This window comes from Rhodococcus sp. 5G237 (assembly GCF_053764735.1).
Genome location: NZ_JBSNCD010000008.1, coordinates 177240 through 201309 on the forward strand (window position 1 = coordinate 177240; position 24070 = coordinate 201309).

The window sequence follows — 24070 nt, forward strand, 5'->3', positions numbered from 1 at the left end:
CGATTATGACCGCTGCCGATGTGGTGCGGGTCATCAGATCACCACGCCGGGATTCAGGATCGCGTTCGGGTCGAGCGCGGCCTTGATCCGCTCGGTCAAGGCCATCACGTCCGGTCCCACCTGATCGGGTAACCAGGCCTTCTTGAGCCGGCCGACACCGTGCTCACCGGTGATGGTGCCGCCGAGTTCGATCGCGAGATCCATGATCTTCCCGAAGACCATCTGCGCCCGCGCTGTCATGTCCTCGTCGGCGGGGTCGTAGACGATCAGCGGGTGGGTGTTGCCGTCCCCGGCGTGGGCGATCACGGCGACGGTGACGTCGTGTTCGGTTGCGAGATCGGCGATTCCGCGCACCAGTTCCGGCAGTGCGGGGATCGGCACCCCGACGTCCTCGAGCAACAGGCTGCCGGTGCGCTCGACGGCCGGGATCGCCATGCGGCGGGCGACGGTGAACGCCTCCCCCTCCTCGGGGTCGTCGGTCGCGAAGACATCGTCGGCGCCGGCCTCGCGGCAGGCCCGCACCATGATCTCGATCTCCTCCGCGGCGGCGCTGCCGGGTGCGTCGGAGCGTGCGATGAGCATGGCCTCGGTGGTGCGGTCGAGTCCCATGCGCAGCATGTCCTCCACCGCCCCGATGGACGCCCTGTCCATGAACTCGAGCATCGCCGGTCGCAGGACCGCGGTGATCGCGACGACCGCGTCGGCGGCGGCCTGCACGGTGGCGAAGGTCGCGACCATCGTGGAGGCCGGTGGCGGCGGTGGGACGAGGCGCAGGGTCACCTCGGTGATGACCCCGAGGGTGCCTTCGCTGCCGACGAACAGCTTCGTCAGCGACAGGCCCGCGACGTCCTTGACCCGCGGACCACCGAGCCGCACCGCGGTGCCGTCGGCGAGGACCACCTCGAGTCCGAGCACGTAGTCGGTCGTCACCCCGTACTTCACGCAGCACAGCCCACCGGCGTTGGTGGCCGCGTTGCCGCCGATCGTGCAGATCTCGAACGACGACGGATCCGGTGGATACCAGAGTCCGTGTTCGGCCGCGGCCTGCTTCACCTCGACGTTGAGCAGACCGGGCTGGACGACGGCGGTGCGGGTCGCGGTGTCGACGGTGATCGCCCGCATCTTCTCGGTGCTGAGCACGATCCCGTCGGCGAGCCCACCGGACCCGCCGGACAGGCTCGTGCCGGCACCGCGGGGCACCACCGGCACCCTGTGGGCGTTCGCCCACCGCAGTGTCGCCTGCACGTCCGCGGTGGACGTCGCGCGCACGAGCGCGAGCGGAACCGCGGCATCGGGGTCCTGTGCACGGTCCTGCCGGTAGCCGGCGAGGATGTCGGGATCGGTGACCAGCGCGCCGGCGGGCAACTGTCCGGCGAGTTCGTCGAGCACCGGGGTCGTGTCGGTGTTCGGGCGGCTCATCCGCGCACCGGCTCCACGTAACGCGCCCGCAGCTTGTGTTTGACGAGCTTGCCCGTGGGAGTGCGCGGGAGATCGTCGGAGAAATCGATGCTGCGCGGCGCCTTGAAGTGCGACACGCGGTCGCGGACGTAGGCGAGCAGTTCCTGCTCGAGCTCCGGGCTCGGCTCGACTCCGTCGACGAGCTGCACGACGGCCTTGACCTCCTCGCCCATCTCCTCGTTCGGCACGCCGATCACCGCGACGTCGAACACCTTCGGATGCAGCGTGAGGACGTTCTCGGATTCCTGCGGGTAGATGTTGACGCCGCCCGAGATGATCGTGAACGCGGCCCGGTCGGTGAGGTAGAGATAGCGTTCCTCGTCCAGATAACCGATGTCGCCGCTGGTCGTCCACGTCGGATGCTCGGGATGCGTCGCCTCCTCGGTCTTCACCGGGTCGTTGTGGTACTCGAACGGACGCTCGTCGCGTTCCCACCACACCGTGCCGATCGAGCCGGTGGGCAGTTCCTGCCCCTGGTCGTCGCAGATGTGGACGGTGCCCAGGGCACCGTCACGGCCCACCGAGCCGGGATGTGCGAGGGCCTGGGCGGAGTCGATGAACGTCGCGCCGGCGCCCTCGGTGGAGGCGTAGTACTCGTTGATCACCGGCCCCCACCACTCGATCATCGCCCGCTTGATCTCGGGAGGGCACGGCGCCGCGGCGTGGATCGCGACCTTCATGCTCGACACGTCGTACTTCGCGCGGATCTCCTCGGGGAGCTTGAGCATCCGGACGAACATCGTCGGCACCCACTGGCTCGCCGTGACCGAGTAGCGGTCGATGAGCGCGAGCGCTTCCTCGGGATCGAAGTGGTCCATGAGGATCACGGTGCCGCCGACCGACTGGATCGTGCCGCAGAAGCGCAGTGGCGCAGCGTGGTACAGCGGTGCAGGGCACAGGTAGACGGTGCTGTCGTCGAATCCGTACATCGGGGCGAAGACCGCCGTGTAGGGGTCGGGGATGTCCTGGACCTGCCCGTCAGGGAGCTTCGGCTTGATGCCCTTGGGCCGGCCCGTGGTGCCCGACGAGTACAGCATGTCCTGGCCCCGGGGCTGGTCGTCGAGCGGTGTCGCGTCGAAACCGGCGAGCGCGGCGTCGTACTCCTCGAAACCGGCCGGCGACCCACCGAACGCCAACCGGTGGGTGACGCCGGGATACGCACCGGGGGACAGGTCGACCGCACCGACGGCCTGCGCCGACACGACGAGGGCCTTCGCGCCGCAGTCGTCGACGATGTAGGCGGCTTCGGCCGGGGTCAGGTGCCAGTTGACGACGGTGATGTAGAGGCCCGAGCGCAGGGCCGCCCAGTAGACCTCCATGACCCGCAGGTCGTTGTTCGAGATCAGGGCGATGTGATCGCCGCGCTCGAGACCGAGGGACCTCAGGTACTTCGCCAGCCGGATCGAGCGTTCGTCGAGTTCGCGATAGGTCAGCGACTCCCCGGTGGCGGGGCGGATGATCGCGGGTTTGTCGGGCGTGGTGGCGACGAAGTTCCCTGGATACATGCCCAAGGTCTACCACAGCATGTGGTGCAGACCACATATCCTCTGATTGGGCGCAGTGTCGTCGGGTACCCGTGCGGAAGGACCACGGAAGGAGAAGACGATGCCGAATCCGTCGATCAAGAACGAGAAGATGTACGAGGAGCTCCGCGAGGACGGCGCCTCGAAGGAGAAGGCGGCCCGGATCTCCAACGCGGCTGCGAACGAGGGCAAGTCGCAGGTCGGGAAGAAGGGCGGCAAGTCCGGCTCCTACGACGACTGGACGGTCGACGACCTGAAGAAGCGTGCGAAGGAACTGGGCATGACCGGTTACTCCGACATGAAGAAGGACGAGCTGATCGACGCACTGCGCAACCATTAGCCGCCCGGACCCCCGAACGTCGTTCGGGATCAGCCGAACTCGACACCCTGGGCGAGCGGCAGCTCCGTCGAGTAGTTGACGGTGTTCGTCGCCCGCCGCATGTATGCCTTCCACGCATCCGATCCGGATTCGCGCCCGCCACCGGTGTGCTTCTCCCCACCGAACGCGCCACCGATCTCGGCACCCGAGGTGCCGATGTTGACGTTGGCGATGCCGCAGTCCGATCGGGCGAGGAACAGTTCCGCCTCGCGCTGGTCGAGCGTGAAGATCGCCGACGACAGGCCCTGTGGTACACCGTTGTGCAAGGCGATCGCCTCGTCGAGGTCGTCGTAGTCGAGGACGTACAGGATTGGGGCGAAGGTCTCCTCGCGCACCACCTCGGTCTGCGCGGGCATCCGGACCAGCGCGGGCGAGACGTACACGCCACCACCGGCGACCTCCACCCGGTCGCCGCCGACGACGAGCGTGCCCCCGTCGGCCTGCGCGCGGTCGAGCGCCGCGGTCATCGCCTCGTAGGACCGTTCCGAGATGAGCGGACCCACGAGGACACCCTCGTCCAGCGGATTCCCCACCCGCAGACCCGAGTACGCCTTCGCGATGCGCTCGACGAACTCGTCGGCGATCGACCGGTGCACGATCAGCCGACGTAAGGTGGTGCAGCGCTGGCCCGCCGTTCCGGCGGCCGCGAACACGACGCCCCGGACGGCGAGATCCTGATCGGCGGACGGAGCGACGATCGCCGCGTTGTTGCCGCCGAGTTCGAGCAGGCTCCGGCCGAACCGGGCCGCCACGCGCGGCCCGACGATCCGCCCCATCCGGCTGGAGCCGGTCGCACTCACCAGCGCGATACGGGGGTCGTCGACGAGCGCTTCACCCACCGTGTGGTCGCCGAGGAGAAGATGGTGGAGCCCTTCGGGGGCGCCGACATCGGTGGCGGCGCGGCGCAGCAGTGCGTCGCAGGCGAGCGCGGTGAGCGGGGTGGTCTCCGACGGCTTCCACACCACCGGGTCGCCGCACACCAGCGCGATCGCGGTGTTCCACGACCACACGGCCACGGGGAAGTTGAACGCGGAGATCACGCCCACCACGCCGAGCGGATGCCAGATCTCCATGAGCCGGTGCCCGGGGCGCTCGGACGGCATCGTCCGCCCGTAGAGCTGCCGCGACAGACCGACGGCGAACTCGCAGACGTCGATCATCTCCTGCATCTCGCCCGCGGCCTCCGACGGGATCTTCCCGGCCTCGAGGGTGACGAGTTCGGCGAGATGCGACTTGTGTTCGACGAGAAGTTCCCCGAGCCGTCGCACCACGCGGCCGCGCACCGGAGCGGGGACGTCGCGCCATTGTTCGAAGGCCTGTGCCGCCGCCGTGATCGTCGCGTCGACCTCGGCAGCCGAGTGGACCGGAAGGTGTCCGATCACGCTGCCGTCGATCGGGCTGGTCACCGCGAGCGCCCCGTCGTCGGACAGGGCGCCGACACCGCACTGCCTCAGGGCGGTCGCCGCGCGATCGGCGAGATCGGTGGTCGCATTCATCGGTGAGCTCCTTTACTGCTCGGATACCCTGCGCTGGTGCCCGAATCCTCGAGAAACGACTCGTCGAAGGAGTCGCTGGACGACATCGATCGGATGCTGCTGCGCGAACTGGTCGCCGACGGTCGTGCGACGCTCGCGGCGCTCGCCGAGAAGGCAGGATTGTCCGTCTCGGCCGTGCAGTCGCGGGTGCGCCGACTCGAGGCGCGCAACGTGATCCGCGGATACAGTGCGCGCGTCGATCCCGAAGCGCTCGGGCTGATGTTGTCGGCGTTCGTGGCGATCACCCCTCTCGACCCGTCGCAACCCGACGATGCACCGGCCCGCCTCCGGCACATCTCCGCGATCGAATCGTGTCACTCGGTGGCGGGCGACGAAAGCTACATCCTCCTCGTGCGTGTCGAGTCTCCTCGCGCTCTCGAGCGGTTGCTGCAGGAGATCCGCGCGACCGCGAACGTCGCCACCCGCAGCACCGTCGTTCTGCAAACATTTTACGAACGATAGGCCCCTACGCCGTAAGTATTGCTGTGATACCGGGTTTGTCCCGTTGATTCTCGCGTACGGTGGGGTCATGAGCACTGCATTCCGAAACCCGGACGGTGCCGAGAACCTCGCCCCCGACCGGGTACACAGCATCCTCGACCGGCACATGCTCGCCGACGGTTTCGACCTCGTCCTCGATCTCGACCGTTCCCGCGGAGTACGCCTCGTTGACGCCCGGGACGGAACCACGTGGCTCGACATGTTCGGGTTCTTCGCGTCGTCCACGCTCGGAATGAACCATCCCGCGCTGACCGATCCTGAGGCAGCGCACGAACTCGCCGCCGTCGCGGCGAACAAACCCAGCAACTCCGACATCTACACCGTGCCCATGGCGCGCTTCGTCGAGACCTTCGTGCGCGTACTCGGCGACCCGGCTCTCCCGCACCTGTTCTTCGTCGACGGTGGCGGGCTCGCCGTGGAGAACGCGCTCAAGGTCGCGTTCGACTGGAAGAGCCGTCTCAACGAGGCCCGCGGTCTGCCCGCCCACCTGGGCGGATCGGTGCTGCACCTGACCGAGGCGTTCCACGGCCGCACCGGGTACACGCTGTCGCTGACCAACACCGATCCGGTCAAGACCGACCGGTTCCCCAAGTTCGACTGGCCGCGGATCGATGCGCCCTATCTCACCGAGGGACGCGACGTCGCCGCGGCCGAGGAGATGGCCCTCGAACAGGCACGCCGCGCCTTCGCCGAACGTCCCCACGACATCGCGTGCTTCGTCGCCGAACCGATCCAGGGGGAAGGCGGCGACCACCACTTCCGTCCCGAGTTCTTCAGGGCGATCGCGCGGTTGTGCCGGGAGAACGACGCCCTGATGATCTTCGACGAGGTGCAGACCGGCGCCGGCACGACCGGCACCGCGTGGGCCTACCAGCAGCTCGGCGTCACCCCCGACATCGTCGCCTTCGGCAAGAAGACGCAGGTGTGCGGGATCATGGCCGGTGGACGCATCGACGAGGTGCCCGACAACGTGTTCGCCGTGAGTTCGCGGATCAACTCGACGTGGGGCGGCAATCTCACCGACATGGTGCGGGCCCGCCGCATCCTCGAGGTCGTCGAGCACGACCGGCTCATCGACCGTGCCCGGTTGAGCGGAGCGCACCTGCTGTCGGGGTTGCAGCAGCTCGCCGCGCGACGACCGGTCGTCACCGAGCCGCGCGGACGCGGACTGATGTGCGCCGTCGACCTCCCGACTCCGGAGATCCGCGACGAGGTGCTGCGACGGTTGTACCGCGACGAACACGTCCTCGTGATCGGGACAGGCACGCGAGGCATCCGCTTCCGGCCGCCGCTCGTCGTCACCACCCACGAGCTCGACGAGGCCCTCGACGCGCTCGACAGGGTGACCTCGCAGTACGAATGAGGGGTGGGTCCACCTGTTCACGGCCGGACGGCGGTAGCTTGTCGGACATGGCCGATGCACTGGACGAGACCGTAACCGGGGGCGAATCCTTCGCGATTCCGTCGCTGGTCAACCTGAGGGACATCGGCGGTTGCCGGAGTTCGTTCGGCGGCGTGGTCCGCACCGGAGTGGTCTTCCGCTCGACGGACCTCAGCCGCCTGACCGACACCGACGTCGAGACCCTCGACGCCCTGAGCATCGCGACGGTCTTCGACCTGCGCACGCTCGAGGAGCAGCAGCGCCGTCCCGATCGCGTCCCCGACGGTGCCCGGCACCTCGGGCTCGACGTCCTCGCCGACCGGCAGAGCGGATCGATCGCGGCCGCGCTGCCGGAACTCGTGTCCAACCCGGAGCTGGTGGCCCAGACGCTCGGGGACGGTCGTGCCGTCGAGTACCTGCGGCAGAGCTACCGCGAGTTCGTCACGCTGCCGAGCGCTGTGGCGTCGTACCGGACCCTGGCGAGCACCGTCGCGCACGGCGAGGTCCCGGCGCTCGTGCACTGCAGTGCCGGCAAGGACCGCACCGGCTGGGCGGCGGCCTCGCTGCTCATGTTCGCCGGAGCCGACCAGGAAGCCGTGTTCGCCGACTACCTGCGCACGAACGACGAACTGCTCCCGCATTTCGACGACTTCTTCGCCCGGTTCGCATCGCTCGGCGGCGATCCGGAATTGATCACACCCCTGCTCGGGGTGCGCCGCGAGTACCTCGAGGTGGCGATCGACGAGGCGTTGTCGCGCTACGGAACCATCGAGCAGTACTTCGCCGCCGGACTCGGTCTCGACGACGACACCCTGCAGGCCCTGCGGACCCGGCTCGTCGATTCGAACGTGACCGCCTGACCGTCACCTCGGCGCCGGCGTGCTCAGGGTCGGCACGGGGACCGGACCGTAGCGTCGCCACCGCGGTCCGGGTGCGTAGGAGCGCAGCTCGTCGACTCGGCGTGCGACAGCGTCGGGATCGGTGAGTTCGGCGCGGGCGTCGGGGTCGCGGAGATAGTGGTCGAGTACGGCGTCGAGGAGTTCGGGTGCGATCGCGAACCGGCGCCGGTCGATGCGGGCAGTATGACCGGGGTGGCGTCGGGATGAGGGACGTAGGTCGCTGTCCTTGCGGTCGTCGATGATCCGCCACGGCAGTGGAACCCGTGAACTCGTGGTGGCGCCACGCACCGGTAGGGCGACGATCACGACGTAGAGGGGGTCGGTCAGCACTCCGGACGTCGATGCCTCCCAGGGGATCCAGGTGTCCGTGGCGTGATCGCTGAAGCGGATTCCCTCCGCGGAGAGTGCGATGTAACCGGGGCGCAGTTTGTGTCGGACGATGAAGAAGCAGTAGCCGACCTGCCACACGCAGGCGAGTACGGTCAGGACGATGCTTCCGGACAGCTGTTCCCGAGACCCGTCGCTGACCCAGATGATCACGAGGAGCATGAGCGTGAATGTCCCGATCTGAATGACGGCGCTCCAGAATATCGAGGGGGATTGCCGGAGAAGGAGAACCGGCTGAGAACTCTCGGAGCCCGCGACGATGTGATCAGCGCTGATCCGGGGGCTGTACATGAGGATACCGAGCACCGGATACATCAGGATGGTTGCGCCCAGTGTCAGAAGGAAGGCCGTAGCGTCGGGAAACGCGAACGGTAGTCCTGCCGCCACCCGTTCGATCACGGCCGCGACGATCAGCAGCGGGCACAACAGGCCCACGAGGGCAGTGAACACGATGACGGGGGTGGCTCGAGGATCCCCGTAAGTCCGGAGATCGGGACGATCAGAAGACGGCATCGAGTATTCCTCTTCCCAGGCGCAACGTTCCACCGACGGTGGCGCCGGCCAACTTTCCGGTAGCTGCGGCAGCACTTTCGACCTCTTCCCAACCGGCGCCTATCGCTCTCCACACGGACTTGGTACTCGACTCGTAGAGGTTGTCGACCGCTCCCGATGTGAAGATTCCGGCGGCCGTCCCCACTCCCGCGCCGACCACCGCTCCGAACGCCGTGCCGGCGCCCGGAACTATCGACCCGACCGCACTTCCCACCGCCGCACCGGTTGCTATCGAGGCAGCGAGACCCACACCGTTGGATACCACGGCCTGTTCGAGGGACTCACCACCCGCGAAATAGTCGAGCCCGACACCGGCGACGAGACCTATGGCCCCCGCAGCTCGGCCGGCTGTCCGGGACATCGACGCCATGTCGTCGAGGCGCCCGGTGGTCGCCACCAGATCGTCGAGTGGTTCCCGCGCACTACCGAACAGGCGTCGCAGCTCGTCGTAGGGTGTGTCCGGCGAAAGCATGAGAGATCGCTCCATCTCACGGATCGCCTCGGTCCGGAGGTGCTGCTGCACGGTGAGGAGGTCCGCGATCCTGCCTTGCAGGGTCTTGTCGACGTAGTCGAGCGCGGTGCTCACGAGGAAGGACGCGGACCACGGGTGTCCGGTCCAGGTGTTCGTGGCGGTTGCGACTGCGACCGACCAGCGAGCGTGAACCGCCTCGGCCGCCCCGCGCGCCTCTTCGTACGCTGCAGCCCTTTGCGTGGTGGCTTCGTCGTAGGCCGGTGGGGGCTCGCTGATCATGTCGGTGAAGACGGACAGACCGGCAGTGGCGGCGCGAGCGCGGATGTCGGCCATGTCGGACAGGGCGCGCGACAGTTCGCCCGCCAGGCCCGCGAAGACATCGGCGGTCCTCGATGTCCGCTCGTGGAAATCGTCGATGGCGTGGACGTGTTCGCTCGACCTGTCGAGGTAGGTCTCGGAAGCGTCGCCGTCCCAGGCGTCGTCGGCGATGCGACGCGCCCGGGCCGCGGCGTCGGCGACGTTCCCGATCGTGGTGCCCAGCGTCGTGCGAATCCAGTCCTCGACCCGTCGGATATCGGTGGGGTTGCCGGCGATGAAGGTGTCGATCGGCACGGTCACTCCGACCATGTCCGGACGAGCGCGGCGGCGGCCTCGTCGTCGGCGTCCCGGTACGTCTGCGCTGTGGTCGTCAGCAGGCCACCCGTTCCGCCGAGGAGCTCGACCATGCCGGCGAGGTCGGTGACGATCTGCGCAAGCATGCCGGTGAGCGGGCCGGTCGCGAGACCCGCGTCCACGCTTGTGGGGCAGGTGTCGACGAGATCTGCGGTGTCCGTGGCCGCACCCGTGTAGATGCCTGCGGCCCGATCGAGTTCGTCGGGATCGACGTACAGGCTCATCTCGCGTCTCCGGAGGCCGGGTGTCGACGTTCCGCTTCGGGTATCGGGACGTCGAGCAGCAGCGAATCCCACGGCTGTGCCTCACGCAGTCGCGGGAGCACGTGCGTGGGCAGCACCAGCCACGGTTGCCCGGCGCCGCAACAGGAGTGGAGACGGTCGAGTGCCGTGTAGGCGAGCAGCGCGATGCGGCCGTCGCTGAGATATCGATAGTCGACGGTGGCATCGGCCGGATCCGAGACCACTTCCGCGCACGGTAGATAGAGATACGGCGGGAGCACCGTCGGTAGTGCGTCCGCGACCTGTTCCTGCGACATTCGTTCCCCCGTGAACAGCCCGTCCGATCCCCCGTCGGACTGTCGGCGCGGAGGAGGCTACCAGCGGCAGGGTTTGTGACGAATCACGGGTTGATGCTTACGGTTTCGACCGCGTGCGAGAACGTGAGCCGACGACGGCCACGACGGCGAGGCCGATCGCAACGCCGACGAGATCGGCGCACCAGTCCCAGAACGATCCGGAACGCCGGACCGCGACGGTGGCCTGGAGGATCTCCGTCAGCACGCCGTAGAGGCCCAGCCACACCACCGTGACGACGGGGGAGATCCGTGCGTAACGGGAGCAGAGCGCGAGGGCCAGGAACATCAGTGCGTGTGTGACCTTGTCGGCGTGCGGCGGGCCGCTCGGCACCGTGCCGCCGGGGGAGAGCAGCATCGCGGTGATGACGACGACCGCGACGATCAGCGGCAGAGCGCGGTGCCGGAGGAGCATGGACGGCACGGTTCAGGCGTTCTTCTTCTCGTCCCGCCGGGCGTTGGCGCCGCTGTCGGTGCTGTGCCCGTCCCGGTCGCGACCGGCGAACAGGACGATGGCCACGGCAGGGATCAGCAGGAAGAACAACCACGTGTCGAACGTGAAGAACAGCACGAGCGCGACGAGCGGGGTCAGCCCCATCACGACCTCGCGCCAGCGCTCGGGATCCTTCTTCGGAGCGATCACCGGGAGGTCGTCGCGGGTCGTGGTGGGCAGCTCGGTGACGTGGGCGGGCAGGTCGGTGAACAGCACCTGGAGATCACCCCGCGTCGTCGCGGCCGACGCCTTCGCGCTGCGTTCGTCGAACTCCGACAGCGTCAGCCGGCCGAGCGCGAAGTGTTCGCCGAGCAGGTCGAGCGCCTCACTGCGTTCTGCGTTGCCGATCCGGATGTCGGGGTGTTCGGGCATGCCGGCCACACTAACCTGTGCCGTCGGACCGGCGACAGGCACGGGCACCCCTCGAAGGGCTGTGATATCCACTACGGGATCTCCACAACAGCAGGAGGACGCGGCCGGGCACCGTGAGGTCAGGACGGCCCGCGGCCCTCGCCGAGGAGTCGGTAGGCCCGGCGACCCGCGACGAACAACACGCCGAAGGCGATGAGCAGCGCGATCGGATGCCGGAAGACGACGATCACGAGCAGCGCGACCAGGATGAACGGAACCAGCGTGAGCAGCTGCTCCGCCAGATCCCGCGGCCCCGTCGAGACCATCGCGGCCGGCGCCGAGGGTAGGTCGGCGAAGAGGGGGATCAGGTCACCGCGCACCGTGGCCTGCGTGGCGAGTGCGACCCGCTCGTCGAACTCCGCGAGGCTGAGACGGCCCGCGGCGAAGTGCTCGCCCAGCAGCGCTACGGCTTCTTCACGCTCGGCGGTGCCGATGCGGATGTCGGGGCGGTCGGCCATGACTCCAGGCTAGTGGTTTTTCGCGCGGACGAGCGGGACCGCGAGGACACAGATTCGGCGTGAACCGGTCGCCAGGGACCCGATACGGCGAGGTCCCCCGCATCGTGAGAGATGCGGGGGACCGTCGGCCGTATTGCCCGAGCGTTGCTCGAGCGGCGTCCTACTTGATCTCGGTGAGCACGGTGCCCTGGGTGACCGCGGCACCCGGCTCGACCGCCAGGCCGGTGACGACGCCCGCCTTGTGGGCGTTGACCGGGTTCTCCATCTTCATGGCCTCGAGCACGGCGATGAGCTCGCCCTCGGCAACCTCCTGGCCCTCGGCGACCGCGACCTTGACGACCGTGCCCTGCATGGGTGCGGTCACCGCGTCGCCCGACGCCTTGCCCGCGCCGCCGCCACCGCGCTTGCGGGGCTTCGGCTTCTTGCGGATCGCACCGGCACCGCCGCCGTTACCGCCGAGCGAGAACTGGCCGGGCAGCGACACCTCGACGCGACGTCCGCCGACCTCGACGACGACGTTCTGACGCGGCAGGGCCTCGTCCTCGTCCTCGATCGGGGCACCACCGGTGTACGGCTCGATGGTGTTCTCCCACTCGTTCTCGATCCACTTGGTGTAGACGTCGAACTTCTCGCCGTCGCCCACGAAGGCCGGGTTCTCGACGATGTGGCGGTGGAACGGGATGACCGTGGCCAGGCCCTCGACCTCGAACTCGGCCAGCGCGCGGGCAGCACGCTGCAGCGCCTGCTCGCGGGTCTCACCGGTGACGATCAGCTTGGCGAGCATCGAGTCGAACTGGCCGCCGATGACGTCGCCCTGGACCACACCCGAGTCGACACGCACGCCGGGGCCCGTGGGCTCCTTGTAGACGGTGATCGGGCCGGGGGCGGGGAGGAAGCCGCGACCGGCGTCCTCACCGTTGATGCGGAACTCGAAGGAGTGGCCGCGCGGGGTCGGGTCCTCGGTGAGCTCGAGCTTCTCGCCGTTGGCGATGCGGAACTGCTGACGCACGAGGTCGATGCCGGCGGTCTCCTCGGTGACCGGGTGCTCCACCTGCAGGCGGGTGTTGACCTCGAGGAAGGAGACGGTGTCGCCCTGCACGAGGTACTCGACCGTGCCGGCGCCGTAGTAACCGGCCTCGCGGCAGATGGCCTTGGCGGAGTCGTGGATGCGCTTGCGCTGCTCGTCGGTCAGGAACGGCGCGGGGGCCTCCTCGACGAGCTTCTGGAAGCGGCGCTGCAGCGAGCAGTCGCGGGTGCCGGCGACGATGACGTTGCCGTGCTGGTCGGCGATGACCTGGGCCTCGACGTGGCGGGCCTTGTCGAGGTACTGCTCGACGAAGCACTCGCCGCGACCGAAGGCGGCGACGGCCTCACGGGTGGCCGACTCGAACAGCTCGGGGATCTCCTCGATGGTCTGCGCGACCTTCATGCCGCGTCCACCACCGCCGAAGGCGGCCTTGATCGCGACCGGCACGCCGTACTTCTTGGCGAACTCGACAACCTCGTCGGCGTTCTTGACCGGGTCCTTGGTGCCGGCCGCCATCGGAGCCTTGGCGCGCTCGGCGATGTGGCGGGCGGTGACCTTGTCGCCGAGGTCGCGGATGGACTGCGGCGAGGGGCCGATCCAGATGAGGCCGGCGTCGATCACGGCCTGCGCGAAGTCGGCGTTCTCGGAGAGGAAGCCGTAGCCGGGGTGGATGGCGTCGGCGCCGGACTTGGCCGCGGCGTCGAGGATCTTGTCGAACACCAGGTAGGACTCGGCCGAGGTGGTGCCGCCCAGTGCGAACGCCTCGTCGGCGAGCTTCACGAACTGTGCGTCTGCGTCCGGTTCGGCGTAGACGGCGACACTGCCGTAGCCCGCGTCCTTGGCGGCTCGGATGACCCGCACAGCGATTTCGCCGCGGTTCGCGACGAGCACCTTCGTGATCTGCGCGCTGGCATGACTGGGCACGGAGCCTCCTGTTGATCGATCGTTAGGTTATTTCCGTCGACGGGCAGTCTAAGCGCCATTCGGATCGACGATGTAACCGGATGCCCATATACATTACGGCGGTCGTTCGAGCGCACAATGCTACTCGCCGGTAGGTGGGACTGCCGCCGTTTCCGGCCGTGCGATCCACGGTCCACCCACCGCAACCTCGTGCATCAGTTCGCGGGTGCGCGTCAGAAGGCCCGGGACGTTCTCGCCCGCGACCGTATTGTCGGGAAATCGCGCCGACATGTTCACACCCTCGGGCGTGCGGTTGATCCAGACGTAGACGTCGTGGGTGAAGCTGCGGCTGCGCAGCGCCTGAGCGTTCCATTCGGGCCACTGGGCGGCCATCGGCACGAACCGCACGTCCATGTACGAGACGACGAAACGTGGACGGATGGGCACGCCGAGGAGTTCGCCCACCCGCACGAATGGCACTCGCGCGCTCGCGCGGGTGCGGTGCAGTTCGTCGCCGGCCCGCATCGCCAGGGTCTCGAAATCGGTTGTGTCCGTGAGCTTCAGGTCGATCGGACGCAGGCCGACGAACCATCCGAGCGAACCCGCCCAGATCGGCCCGGCGCGGGTGTGAGCGGGCGCGACGGTCCGGAAGCGATCCGCGCCGGTGAGTTCGGCCGTCGCCCGGCCGAAGCACGCCAGCACGCCGGCGAAGAATCCCGTCCCGGCGCGTCGGCAGCATGCGGAGAAGGCGCTCGCCTCGTCGTCGTCGAACCAGCGTTCCGACAGTCGTTGCTGTGGCGTGGCGTGCGCGGGTCGCGCCCCGATCGGGAGGGGGAAGGCGGGCGGTTCGCCGCCGCATTCGGTGAGGGTCCGCCGCCAGATCTGCACGGCCTCGTCGTCGTCGTCGAGTTGTGCGGACTCGTCGCGTTCGGCGGCGCCGAAATCGATGTAACTGCCCACCGGGAACAGGTCGGCGGCGCGACCGGTGCGCTCCTCCTCGTAGAGCGCCGAGATCTCGTGCGCCACGAGCACCACCGAGTACCCGTCGATGATGGAGTGGTCGGCGCCGAAGAAGACCGTGAACCGCTCGTCGCTGTCCTTCGCGCTTTCTGCGCCGTCGGGTGTCCCGTCCGGTGTCCGCTCGAGCGTCGCGAAGACGTAGGACGGCCACAGGTGCGGGGTCGTGTAGTCGTCGAACAGGCCGAGCAGGTGCTCGTGGATGGTGTCGGGATCGGCGGGATCGTGCCGGATGGGCCGCACCGACACCCGGCCCGGGGGAGCGGTGCGCCGCACCAGACCGCCGCCGCTCTGCTCCTCGTCGAGGTGCGCGTGGCTGCGCAGCGGTTCGTGCCGGTCGATCCAGCGCTGCAGGGCCCGCCGGAACCGCTCGGTGTCGAGCGGCCCGGGGACCTCGAAGGCCGTGCCGAGCCAGGAGTCGCGGCCCCCGCCGTACCGGACCCCCGAGGTACGCCGCAGATGCGCCTCGTGGATGTACGAGGCGGGGCGAGGGTCCTCGCGCCAGTCGTCCTCGGCCGCACACGGCAGCCATTCGGTGAGAACGCCCGGGGGGATCCGGTAGTCGGCGAGCTCGGTGAACTCCATGACCGCGTCAGGCTCGGAGATGCCGCTTGATGCGCGTGAGCATCGCGCTCATCCCTCGCAGCCGCAGCGGGCTGACCGCCTCGGCGAGACCGAGCGAGGCATAGAAGTCGTCGGGCACGTCGAGGATCTCCTGTGCGCTGAGACCGTCGAGTCCCTGCTGCAGGATCGATGCGAATCCGCGGGTGGTCGGCGCTTCGGCGGGTGCGCTGAAGTGGAGCTTCACCCGCGACCGGTCGGAGGCGTCGACGGACAGGAACAGTGGCGACTGGCACTCGGGCACCGGTTCCATCGCCGCCTCCTCCAGCTCCGCGGGAAGGGGCGGGAGCTCGCGGCTGAACTCCAGCAGCAACTGCAGCTTGTCCTGACCCTCGACGGCGGCGAAGTCGTCGACGATCTCGGCGAGCGGGGCGGGAATGCTCATGCGGCCGGCACTTCTCCGGGCTCGTCGCCCTTGACGATGGGCACGCGGACGGCGTTGCCCCACTCGGTCCACGAACCGTCGTAGTTGCGCACGTTCGAGTATCCGAGCAGGTAGGTGAGGACGAACCAGGTGTGACTCGAGCGCTCGCCGATCCGGCAGTAGGCGATCACGTCGGCGTCCTGGTCGATGTCGCCGTAGATCTCCTCGAGCTCGGGCCGCGCACGGAACCGGCCGTCCGGCGCCGCTGCCTTCGCCCACGGGATCGACACCGCGGTGGGGATGTGGCCACCGCGCAAGGCGCCTTCCTCCGGGTAGTCGGGCATGTGGGTGCGCTCGCCGGTGTATTCCTGCGGCGACCGCACGTCGACCAGCGGGCCCTTGCCCAGGTGCGCGAGGACGTCGTCCTTGAACGCGCGGATCAGCGCGTCGTTGCGCTCGACGACCGGGTAACCGCTCGTCGTGGCGACGGGGATGTCGAGGGTGGTGTCGCGGTTCTCGGAGATCCACGCGTCGCGGCCACCGTCGAGCAGGCGGACGTCCTCGTGGCCGAAGAGGGTGAAGACCCACAGCGCGTAGGCGGCCCACCAGTTGGACTTGTCGCCGTAGATGATCACGGTGTCGGTGCGGCGGATGCCCTTGCGATCCATGAGCGCGGCGAACTGCTCGCCATCGATGTAGTCGCGGGTGACGGGGTCGTTGAGATCGAGATGCCAGTCGATCTTCACCGCACCGGGGATGTGCCCCACGTCGTAGAGCAGGACGTCCTCGTCGGACTCTACGACCTTCACTTCGGGATGGCCGAGATGAGCGGACAACCACTCCGTCGACACGAGACGGTTGGGATCGGCGTATACCGCGAACGAAGGGTTGCTATCGGGTGCGACGGGCACATGGGCTCCTGAGGCTGTGGTGGCAGGTGCGCCGTCGATTCTAGGCGGTACCGTGACGGGACGTGACCCGCAGTGACACCCCCGGCGACCGGCCGGCCCCGGTCGAGCTCGCATCGCGGGAGCATATCGACCTGCTGGTCCGGCGGTTCTACGAACGGGCCCTCGACGATCCCGTGCTCGCGCCGGCCTTCGACGTCCTCGCCGTGGTCGGACTCGACGACCATCTGGTGGTCGTCGGCGACTTCTGGGAGCAGATCCTCTTCCGCACGACCCGCTATCGCGGAGCGTTCGTACCGGTGCACCGGGCGCTGCACGGACACCACGGACTGACCCCCGCCCGGTTCGAGCGGTGGTTGCAGTTGTGGTGCGGGACCGTGGACGAGATGTTCCACGGCGTGGATGCCGAGCGTGCGAAGACCAAGGCCGAGGCGATGGTGGGCTCGTTGCAGAAGACCCTGTACGGCGGCACGACCCGATAGTGCCCGGTACGGCTCAGTTCTCGAGCGCCTCGACGGGGATCGCGGCGTTCTCGGCCCACAGACGTGCGACGGAGATGCCGGCCTCGGCGAGGAGGCGGCGCACCAGCGGGAGCCCGATGCCGATCACCGACGACGGATCGCCCTCGATGCGCTCGACGAACCAGCCCCCGTGACCGTCGAGCGTGAAGGCCCCGGCCACCTCGAGCGGCTCGCCGCTGTCGAGATAGGCCTCGAGTTCCTCGTCCGTGGGGGTGCCGAAGTGCACCACGGTGCCGCTGTGGTCGGCGGCCTCCGCGACGACCTCGTCGTCGCGGATACGGAGCACGGCGTGACCCGTGAGCAGCTCGCCGCTGCGGCCGGCCATCGTCCGCCAGCGCTCGCGGGCCGCCTCGACGGTGCCGGGCTTGCCCTGCAGAGCGCCGTCGATCAGCAGCATCGAGTCGCAGCCGATGACGACGGCGTCGCGCAGCTTCTGCTCGCGCAGGACGGGCAGGATGTCGGTGGCCTTGGCGCGGGCCAGCTCGGTGACGACCTGCGCCGGTGGCGTGCCGGGGCCGAGGGACGCGATGAGTGCGTCCTCGTCGACCTCCGACACCTGCACCAACGGTTTCACGCCCGCCGCGTGGAGAACCGCGAGGCGGGCGGGTGAAGCCGAGGCCAGAACGAGCCGGGGCATGTCAGCCGCGGTTCGGGTACGAATACGGCGAGAACGGCGCCCACTGCCGGTGCATCCGCGTCGGATCGCCCCAGGTCTCGGGCGGCCGGGTGTCGACCACCTCGTCGCCTGCCGACGCAGCGGCAGCGGCGAGCACGGCGACGAGAGCCGCGATCTCCTCGTCGGCGGGGTTGCCCTTGACGATGCGGATGGCGGCCGCGGTCTCGGCGACCGCGGTGCTCTCCTGGGCGGCTTCGGTCGCGTCGTCGGCGGCCGTGGCCTCGACCGCGGGCGACTGCTCTTCGACCTCGAACTCGGTGATGATCTTGTCCTCTGCCGTCGCTGTCACAGGGCACCCCCCGGGTACGCGTCCACACGGGCATCGGATGCCCACCGGGTCGCTGTCATGTCGATCCCTCTCTCGGGTTCATCGCACGTCGTCGGCGACGTGCTACGCCGTACGGTCGCGGCAGGACCGAGCTGCGCCCGGTCCTGCCGCTGAGCGTCACAGCGGAATGTTTCCATGCTTCTTCGGCGGGAGCGAAACCATCTTCCGCTCGAGCAGGCGCAGCGCGGAGACGATCTGACCGCGCGTGTGCGACGGCGGGATCACCGCGTCGACGTAACCGCGCTCGGCGGCGATGTACGGGTTCACCAGCGTGTCCTCGTACTCGTTCTGCAGCTCGAGGCGCAGCGCGTCGACGTCCTGACCGTTCTTGGCGGCCTCGAGCAGGCGCTTGCGGTAGACGAAGCCGACGGCGCCGGAGGCACCCATGACGGCGATCTGCGCGGTCGGCCACGCGAGGTTGACGTCGGCACCCATGTGCTTGGAACCCATGACGTCGTACGCGCCGCCGTAGGCCTTGCGGGTGATGACCGTGATCTTGCCGACGGTCGCCTCGCCGTAGGCGTAGAGCAGCTTGGCACCGCGACGGATGATGCCGTTGTACTCCTGCTCCGTGCCGGGCAGGAAGCCGGGAACGTCGACGAGCGTGATGATCGGCACGTTGAACGCGTCGCAGGTGCGGACGAAACGCGCGGCCTTCTCGGACGCGTCGATGTCGAGGCAGCCGGCGAACTGCGTGGGCTGGTTGGCGACGATGCCGACGCTGCGGCCGTCGACGCGACCGAAGCCGACGATGATGTTCTTGGCGCGCTCGGCCTGGACCTCGAGGAACTCGTCGTCGTCGAGCAGGCGACGGATGACCTCGTGCATGTCGTACGGCTGGTTCGGCGAATCCGGGATGAGCGTGTCGAGTTCGATGTCCTCGGCGGTGAGGGAGTCCTCGATCGCACCCTCGATCGGGTCGCTCGGCGCGAGGCGCGGTGCAGCGGCCTGGTTGTTGCTCGGCAGGTAGGACAGCAGATCCTTGACGTAGTCCAGGGCGTCCTGCTCGCCGTCGGCGACGTAGTGCGCGACACCCGACTTGACCATGTGGGTGTGGGCGCCGCCGAGGTCCTCCATCGTGACGTCCTCGCCGGTGACGGTCTTGATGACGTCGGGGCCGGTGACGAACATCTGGCTGGTCTGGTCGACCATCACGACGAAGTCGGTGAGAGCGGGGGAGTAGACGTGACCACCGGCCGCGGGGCCCATGATCAGCGAGATCTGCGGGATGACACCGGAGGCCTGCACGTTGCGGTGGAAGATCTCACCGTAGAGGCCGAGGGAGACGACACCCTCCTGGATGCGCGCGCCGGCGCCCTCGTTGATGCCGATCAGCGGACGGCCGGTCTTGAGGGCCAGGTCCATGACCTTGACGATCTTCTCGCCGTAGACCTCGCCGAGGCTGCCGCCGAAGACGGTGGCGTCCTGCGAGAAGACGCAGACGTCGCGGCCGTCGATCGTGCCGTAGCCGGTGACGACACCGTCGCCGAGCGGACGGTTGTCGGCCAGGCCGAAGTTGGTGCTGCGGTGGCGAGCGAGGGCGTCGAGCTCGACGAACGATCCTTCGTCGAGGAGCGCCTGGATGCGCTCGCGAGCGGTCAGCTTGCCCTTGGCGTGAACCTTCTCGACTGCGGCCTCACCGACCGGGACCTTGGCCTGTGCTTGACGGTTGCGCAGGTCGGCCAGCTTGCCGGCGGTGGTGTGGATATCGGGCGTACTCGCCGCCTCGGGCGCGGACGGCTCCTGGACAGTGGTCATGGCCAGTCAGCTTAGCGATCGTCATACAAGGCCGCTGCATCGAGGTCCCGAAGGCCGGACCACCGCTCCGGACCTACCGGCGGGTAGGTAGCGAAGGCCCACTTTAGGCTGTGTACATGGCATCCGACCGGCCCACGACCGATCTCCTCGCCCTCCGCACACCGCTCGACGAGGCGGCGTTGCGCGATGCCCTCGTCGGCGTCGAGCGCGAAGGTTTCTACACACGTCTCGACGTCGTCGCCGACACGGCCTCGACGAACGCGGATCTGCTCGCCGTCGCCGCGACCGGCGACGACCGTCGCGTGCTGCTCGCCGAGTTCCAGCACGGTGGTCGCGGCCGCCACTCGCGCACCTGGAACGGTGTGCCCGGCGCGCAGGTCATCGTGTCGGTCCTGCTGCGGCTGCCCGAGTGCCCGCTGCAGAACATCGGCTGGCTCCCGCTGCTGTGCGGCATCGCCTCCGTCGACGCCGTGCGATCCGTGACCGGCGTTGCGGCACAACTGAAGTGGCCCAACGACGTCCTCGTCGACGGGCGCAAGCTCGCCGGGATCCTCGTGGAGGTCGCGGCCACTTCGCCGGTGCCCACGGTCGTCGCGGGGATCGGCATCAACGCCACCCTCGGACGCGACGAACTGCCCGTCCCCACCGCCACCTCGCTGCTGCTCGAGGACGCCACCGAACTCGATCGCACACCGCTCGCGCAGGCGCTGCTCGCCGGCTTCGGCGAGCGGATCCGGGCGTGGGCCCGCGCGGGATGGGACACCACCGAACTCGCCGCGGCCTACCGCGAACGATGCAGCACGGTCGGGCAGCGCGTCCGTGCGATCCTGCCCGGCGACACCGAACTGCACGGCATCGCGACCGACGTCGACGACCAGGGACGGATCGTGATCCGCCCCGACGGCGGGGGAGAGTCCGTGGCGGTCGCTGCGGGCGACATCACACATCTGCGACCGGTCTGAGCGCCCTGCGACCGCTCGCATCGGTACAAGACCGACATATGCCATCGTGGGCGGTATGGGATACCCGGAGGACGCCCTCGCACCCGAGGAAGAGTTGCTGCTGCATCGGCATCCGCACTGGAAGTCTCTCGTGCTGCCGACGGCCACCTTCCTCGTGTCGACGATGGTCGCCGGTTTCCTGCTGGGACTCGTCCAGGCACGGCTCGACGGTGCCGCCGCGAACTGGTGCGGCCTCGCCGTGGCCGCGGCGTGGATCGGCCTCGTCGGCTGGCGGTGCGTCCCTCCCTTCGTCGGGTGGCTCACCACGCACTTCCTCGTCACCGACCGGCGCGTCCTCGTCCGTACCGGTGTGCTCACCCACACGGGTATCGACATCCCGATGGGCCGGATCAGCAACGTCCAGTTCCGGCACGGCCTCGTCGACCGGATGTTCCGGACCGGCACGCTCGTCGTGGTCTCCGCCGCCGACGATCCCATCGAGTTCGACGACATCCCCGACGTCCAGCAGGTACACGCCCTGCTCTACCGGCAGGCCTTCGACGCGCAGGACCAGCGCCCCGACGACCGTCACACCACCCGCTACCGGCGCGACGAGCACGAGCACCGCAAGGCGTGGTGACCGCGAGTCGCAGGTGTGCCGACACGACCCGCCGGTAATCCCGACAAAGCGAACCCCGATCCGTAGGCTGGCGTGGTGACTGCCGTTCTACTCGCCGAAGACGACGACGCAATCGCTGCACCGCTGTCCCGCGCGCTGGGACGCGAAGGGTACGACGTGACCGTCGAGGACAACGGTCCGGCCGCGCTCGAACAGGCACTGTCGGGCAGGTTCGAACTGCTCATCCTCGACCTCGGTCTGCCCGGGATGGACGGACTCGAGGTGTGTCGCCAGATCCGGGCGAGCCGCTCCGATCTGGCCGTGCTCATGCTCACCGCCCGCACCGACGAGGTCGACTTCGTCGTCGGTCTCGATGCCGGCGCCGACGACTACGTCGGCAAACCGTTCCGTCTCGCCGAGCTCATGGCGCGCGTGCGCGCGCTGTTGCGCAGGCGCGGCGGCCCGGAGAACGACGACATCGTGGACGTCGCCGGGATCCGGCTCGAACGCGCCGCGCGCCGTGTCCTCGTGGACGGCTCCGAGGTGACGCTCGCCAACAAGGAGTACGAACTCCTGCGCGTGCTGCTCGAGCACGCGGGGCAGGTCGTCTCCCGCGACGCGATCCTCGAGGAGGTGTGGGGCGACGCCGACCTGCGTGGTTCGAAGACGCTCGACATGCACATGTCGTGGCTGCGCCGCAAGATCGGCGACGAGGGACCGGCAGGGGAACGTCGCATCGCCACGGTGCGCGGTGTCGGTTTCCGGCTGAACACCGACTAGCGTCTCCGGCGTGCGCAGCCGCATCCTCAACGCCGTCCTGGCGACCGTGCTGCTCGTCGCGCTGTTGCTCGGCATTCCGCTGGCCTACACGGCGTTCCTGTTCGTCGAGGACACCGCCCGCCGCGACCTGCAGAACCGGCTCGAGCGCATGGCCGACGAGATCATCGCCCAGGAGGGCACCGACGGATTCGTCGTCGGTGGTCTCGACACGAGTTCCCTGCGCCTGCTCGTCCCCACCGACGGGCGGGCCGTCGTGGTCTACCCGACACCCGAGAACGTCGCGGCGCGGCTGGACATCGGCACGCCGGTGCTCGGGGCGTCGATCGTCGAGTCGCTGTCGATGGGGACGTCCGGCTCGCTGCTCATCGAGGTGCCCTCGGAGAGCATGCGGACGCTGCAGCAGCAGGTGCTCGCCGCGGTGAGCCTGCTGGTGCTGCTGTCCGTCGCGGCCGGGGCGCTGGTCGCGGTGGCGACCGCTCGACGACTCGCCGACCCGCTGCGCGACGTGGCGAACCGGGCGGCCCGTCTCGCCGAGGGCGACTTCCGCCCGGTGGCCCGCCGGCACGGTATCCCCGAACTCGATCGCGTCTCCGACGTACTGGATTCGGCCGCCGTCGAGATCTCGCACCGCCTGCAGCGCGAGCACGCGCTCGTCGGCGACGTCTCGCACCAACTCCGCTCCCGTATGACCGCGATCCGGCTGCGGCTCGACGAGCTGTCCACCCACGACGATCCTGCTGTGGTGGAGGAGGCCGAGGCGGCCATGGCGCAGGTGGACCGGCTGACCACCGCGATCGACGGTCTCGTGCGCCAGTCCCGCGACAGCAGTGCCGACCAGCGCACCGACGTCTCGGTGGTCGGCGAACTCACCGGTGTCGTCGCCGACTGGCGCGGCCCCTACGAGGAGGCGGGACGGGAACTGGTGTTGCGCGGCGATCCGTCGTTGCGGGCGGCGGTGACCGGTTCGCGGTTGCGTGAGGCGGTGGCGGTGCTGGTCGACAACGCGCTCGTGCACGGAGGCGGCACGTGCACTGTCTCGGTGCGGCAGGTCGCGACCCGCGGCGACGTCACCGTGTGCGTCGAGGTGGCCGACGAGGGGGAGGGCGTAGGCGACGAGGTCGCGCCGTACGTCTTCGACCGCGGCTTCTCCGGCGGCGGGTCGACCGGGGTGGGACTGGCGCTCGCGCGCGCTCTCGCGGAGGCGGACGGTGGTCGCCTCGAACTGCAGCGGCGCCGGCCGGCACTGTTCGCGCTGTTCCTCGGCGCGCCCCGCGATCGGGACGCCTACACGCCGACCGGCACGCGCGAACCTCGCTAGACCTTCTTCCCGTCAGGACCGGTCGAGCTGCTCGCTGGGCTCGCCCAGGGGAGCGTCCGGGACCATCTCCTCCGGGAAGACGAACTTCTTGAAGCAGTAGAAGCGGAAGATCATCTGCAGCAGGTTGCCGATGATGTACGCGCTGACGAAGTCGGCGATGTTCTCCGTCGCGAGGCTCACCTCGGGTACGCGCAGGTCGAAGACGTAACTCGAGATCCACAACGGGATGAACGAGAGCACGACGCCGATACCGCTGACGAAGAAGAACAGGAACGCCTCGTGGGCGCGCTCGCGACCGCCGCGATTACGGAAGGACCATTCGCGGTTGAGGATGTACGAGCAGATCACCGCGACGACACCGGCGATGATCTTGGCGGTCACCGGCTTCTCGGACAGAACTGTGAGCTTGAGCGTGTAGAAGATCGCCGAGTCGATCACGAAGGTGGTGCCGCCGACGATGGCGAATTTGATCAATTCGCGATGCCGGAGCAACAGCCCCCGGAAAGGCTGGGGAACTCTGCTCAACGCTTCATCGACGATTGTCACTTGGAGAAGTGTACGAAACGAAGAGGTGAATTTCCGAAACCCGACCAC

Annotated in this window: 27 protein-coding genes; 9 read left to right on the forward strand and 18 right to left on the reverse strand. The window is 68.6% G+C overall.

Annotation, left to right across the window (positions count from 1 at the left end; genetic code table 11):
* Nucleotides 1–33 precede the first annotated feature (33 nt).
* Complete coding sequence (locus tag ACWPOC_RS19935; RefSeq protein WP_120279891.1) at nucleotides 34–1419, reverse strand: FAD-linked oxidase C-terminal domain-containing protein; 1386 nt, start codon at nucleotides 1417–1419, stop codon at nucleotides 34–36.
* Entirely contained in the window at nucleotides 1416–2963 is a 1548-nt protein-coding gene (locus ACWPOC_RS19940; protein ID WP_229565212.1) for an AMP-binding protein, read from the reverse strand. Before ACWPOC_RS19940 ends, ACWPOC_RS19935 begins: the two co-directional genes overlap by 4 nt.
* 100 nt (nucleotides 2964–3063) lie before the next feature.
* Between ACWPOC_RS19940 and ACWPOC_RS19945 the strand changes: the two genes are divergently transcribed.
* Nucleotides 3064–3321 carry a DUF7218 family protein gene (locus ACWPOC_RS19945; RefSeq protein WP_059382299.1) on the forward strand — a complete coding sequence of 86 codons (258 nt, stop codon included), beginning with the start codon at nucleotides 3064–3066 and terminating at the stop codon, nucleotides 3319–3321.
* Between the two features lie 29 nt (nucleotides 3322–3350).
* On the opposite strand, the gene amaB is transcribed toward ACWPOC_RS19945, so the two are convergent.
* Complete coding sequence (amaB, locus tag ACWPOC_RS19950) at nucleotides 3351–4856, reverse strand: L-piperidine-6-carboxylate dehydrogenase (RefSeq protein WP_455409219.1); 1506 nt, start codon at nucleotides 4854–4856, stop codon at nucleotides 3351–3353.
* A 36-nt stretch (nucleotides 4857–4892) separates the two neighbouring features.
* On the opposite strand from amaB, the gene ACWPOC_RS19955 reads away from it, so the two are divergent.
* The 3 genes from ACWPOC_RS19955 to ACWPOC_RS19965 all read left to right on the forward strand — a co-directional run bounded on the left by ACWPOC_RS19955 (nucleotide 4893) and on the right by ACWPOC_RS19965 (nucleotide 7637).
* Nucleotides 4893–5357, forward strand: a complete 465-nt coding sequence (locus ACWPOC_RS19955; protein ID WP_016692799.1) for an Lrp/AsnC family transcriptional regulator — start codon at nucleotides 4893–4895, stop codon at nucleotides 5355–5357.
* A gap of 67 nt (nucleotides 5358–5424) precedes the next feature.
* Complete coding sequence (gene lat / locus ACWPOC_RS19960; RefSeq protein ID WP_159417866.1) at nucleotides 5425–6759, forward strand: L-lysine 6-transaminase; 1335 nt, start codon at nucleotides 5425–5427, stop codon at nucleotides 6757–6759.
* Between the two features lie 47 nt (nucleotides 6760–6806).
* Complete coding sequence (locus ACWPOC_RS19965; RefSeq protein WP_120279887.1) at nucleotides 6807–7637, forward strand: tyrosine-protein phosphatase; 831 nt, start codon at nucleotides 6807–6809, stop codon at nucleotides 7635–7637.
* A gap of 3 nt (nucleotides 7638–7640) precedes the next feature.
* Here the strand turns inward: ACWPOC_RS19965 and ACWPOC_RS19970 are convergent, their stop codons facing one another.
* From ACWPOC_RS19970 to ACWPOC_RS20020, 11 genes are all read right to left on the reverse strand, one after another.
* The gene (locus tag ACWPOC_RS19970; protein ID WP_455409220.1) at nucleotides 7641–8513 is read right to left on the reverse strand and encodes a hypothetical protein; all 873 of its coding nucleotides are present in this window, start codon (nucleotides 8511–8513) and stop codon (nucleotides 7641–7643) included.
* 49 nt (nucleotides 8514–8562) lie between these two features.
* Nucleotides 8563–9699: a hypothetical protein gene (locus ACWPOC_RS19975; protein ID WP_455409221.1), complete on the reverse strand. Its 1137-nt coding sequence runs from the start codon at nucleotides 9697–9699 to the stop codon at nucleotides 8563–8565.
* Between the two features lie 2 nt (nucleotides 9700–9701).
* Complete coding sequence (locus tag ACWPOC_RS19980) at nucleotides 9702–9983, reverse strand: hypothetical protein (RefSeq protein WP_059382293.1); 282 nt, start codon at nucleotides 9981–9983, stop codon at nucleotides 9702–9704.
* On the reverse strand, nucleotides 9980–10297 hold the full coding sequence (locus ACWPOC_RS19985) for an SAV_915 family protein (protein ID WP_455409222.1): 318 nt from the start codon (nucleotides 10295–10297) through the stop codon (nucleotides 9980–9982). The genes ACWPOC_RS19980 and ACWPOC_RS19985 overlap by 4 nt, the downstream gene beginning before the upstream one ends.
* 97 nt (nucleotides 10298–10394) lie before the next feature.
* Nucleotides 10395–10757 carry a VanZ family protein gene (locus tag ACWPOC_RS19990; RefSeq protein WP_455409223.1) on the reverse strand — a complete coding sequence of 121 codons (363 nt, stop codon included), beginning with the start codon at nucleotides 10755–10757 and terminating at the stop codon, nucleotides 10395–10397.
* 3 nt (nucleotides 10758–10760) lie between these two features.
* Nucleotides 10761–11198 (reverse strand): DUF1707 SHOCT-like domain-containing protein, encoded by a 438-nt coding sequence (locus tag ACWPOC_RS19995; protein ID WP_258258571.1) that lies wholly within the window; start codon nucleotides 11196–11198, stop codon nucleotides 10761–10763.
* 119 nt (nucleotides 11199–11317) lie between these two features.
* The gene (locus tag ACWPOC_RS20000) at nucleotides 11318–11695 is read right to left on the reverse strand and encodes a DUF1707 SHOCT-like domain-containing protein (RefSeq protein WP_248690404.1); all 378 of its coding nucleotides are present in this window, start codon (nucleotides 11693–11695) and stop codon (nucleotides 11318–11320) included.
* A 160-nt stretch (nucleotides 11696–11855) separates the two neighbouring features.
* The gene (locus ACWPOC_RS20005; RefSeq protein WP_088897687.1) at nucleotides 11856–13646 is read right to left on the reverse strand and encodes an acetyl/propionyl/methylcrotonyl-CoA carboxylase subunit alpha; all 1791 of its coding nucleotides are present in this window, start codon (nucleotides 13644–13646) and stop codon (nucleotides 11856–11858) included.
* Nucleotides 13647–13766: 120 nt separating this feature from the next.
* A complete protein-coding gene (locus ACWPOC_RS20010) occupies nucleotides 13767–15227 on the reverse strand; it encodes a condensation domain-containing protein (protein ID WP_455409224.1) in 1461 nt (486 codons plus the stop codon).
* A 7-nt stretch (nucleotides 15228–15234) separates the two neighbouring features.
* Nucleotides 15235–15648, reverse strand: coding sequence for a SufE family protein (locus ACWPOC_RS20015; RefSeq protein ID WP_120279880.1), 414 nt, complete (start codon nucleotides 15646–15648; stop codon nucleotides 15235–15237).
* Entirely contained in the window at nucleotides 15645–16538 is an 894-nt protein-coding gene (locus tag ACWPOC_RS20020) for a sulfurtransferase (protein WP_060651314.1), read from the reverse strand. Before ACWPOC_RS20020 ends, ACWPOC_RS20015 begins: the two co-directional genes overlap by 4 nt.
* A gap of 62 nt (nucleotides 16539–16600) precedes the next feature.
* On the opposite strand from ACWPOC_RS20020, the gene ACWPOC_RS20025 reads away from it, so the two are divergent.
* Entirely contained in the window at nucleotides 16601–17017 is a 417-nt protein-coding gene (locus ACWPOC_RS20025; RefSeq protein ID WP_120279879.1) for a group III truncated hemoglobin, read from the forward strand.
* Nucleotides 17018–17030: 13 nt separating this feature from the next.
* On the opposite strand, the gene ACWPOC_RS20030 is transcribed toward ACWPOC_RS20025, so the two are convergent.
* The 3 genes from ACWPOC_RS20030 to ACWPOC_RS20040 form a co-directional block, all read right to left on the reverse strand.
* Nucleotides 17031–17693 (reverse strand): Maf-like protein, encoded by a 663-nt coding sequence (locus ACWPOC_RS20030; RefSeq protein WP_120279878.1) that lies wholly within the window; start codon nucleotides 17691–17693, stop codon nucleotides 17031–17033.
* Nucleotide 17694: 1 nt separating this feature from the next.
* Entirely contained in the window at nucleotides 17695–18021 is a 327-nt protein-coding gene (locus ACWPOC_RS20035) for an acyl-CoA carboxylase subunit epsilon (protein ID WP_016696115.1), read from the reverse strand.
* Nucleotides 18022–18177: 156 nt separating this feature from the next.
* Nucleotides 18178–19818: an acyl-CoA carboxylase subunit beta gene (locus ACWPOC_RS20040; RefSeq protein ID WP_120279877.1), complete on the reverse strand. Its 1641-nt coding sequence runs from the start codon at nucleotides 19816–19818 to the stop codon at nucleotides 18178–18180.
* 116 nt (nucleotides 19819–19934) lie between these two features.
* Here ACWPOC_RS20040 and ACWPOC_RS20045 point away from each other — a divergent pair, with 116 nt between their 5' ends.
* From ACWPOC_RS20045 to ACWPOC_RS20060, 4 genes are all read left to right on the forward strand, one after another.
* Nucleotides 19935–20780, forward strand: coding sequence for a biotin--[acetyl-CoA-carboxylase] ligase (locus ACWPOC_RS20045; RefSeq protein WP_120279876.1), 846 nt, complete (start codon nucleotides 19935–19937; stop codon nucleotides 20778–20780).
* A 55-nt stretch (nucleotides 20781–20835) separates the two neighbouring features.
* On the forward strand, nucleotides 20836–21399 hold the full coding sequence (locus ACWPOC_RS20050) for a PH domain-containing protein (RefSeq protein ID WP_455409225.1): 564 nt from the start codon (nucleotides 20836–20838) through the stop codon (nucleotides 21397–21399).
* 75 nt (nucleotides 21400–21474) lie between these two features.
* A complete protein-coding gene (locus ACWPOC_RS20055; RefSeq protein ID WP_024101522.1) occupies nucleotides 21475–22158 on the forward strand; it encodes a response regulator transcription factor in 684 nt (227 codons plus the stop codon).
* Nucleotides 22159–22168: 10 nt separating this feature from the next.
* Entirely contained in the window at nucleotides 22169–23476 is a 1308-nt protein-coding gene (locus tag ACWPOC_RS20060; RefSeq protein WP_455409226.1) for a sensor histidine kinase, read from the forward strand.
* 12 nt (nucleotides 23477–23488) lie between these two features.
* Here ACWPOC_RS20060 and ACWPOC_RS20065 read toward each other — a convergent pair whose 3' ends face one another.
* Complete coding sequence (locus ACWPOC_RS20065; RefSeq protein WP_024101520.1) at nucleotides 23489–24022, reverse strand: GtrA family protein; 534 nt, start codon at nucleotides 24020–24022, stop codon at nucleotides 23489–23491.
* Nucleotides 24023–24070: the final 48 nt, after the last annotated feature.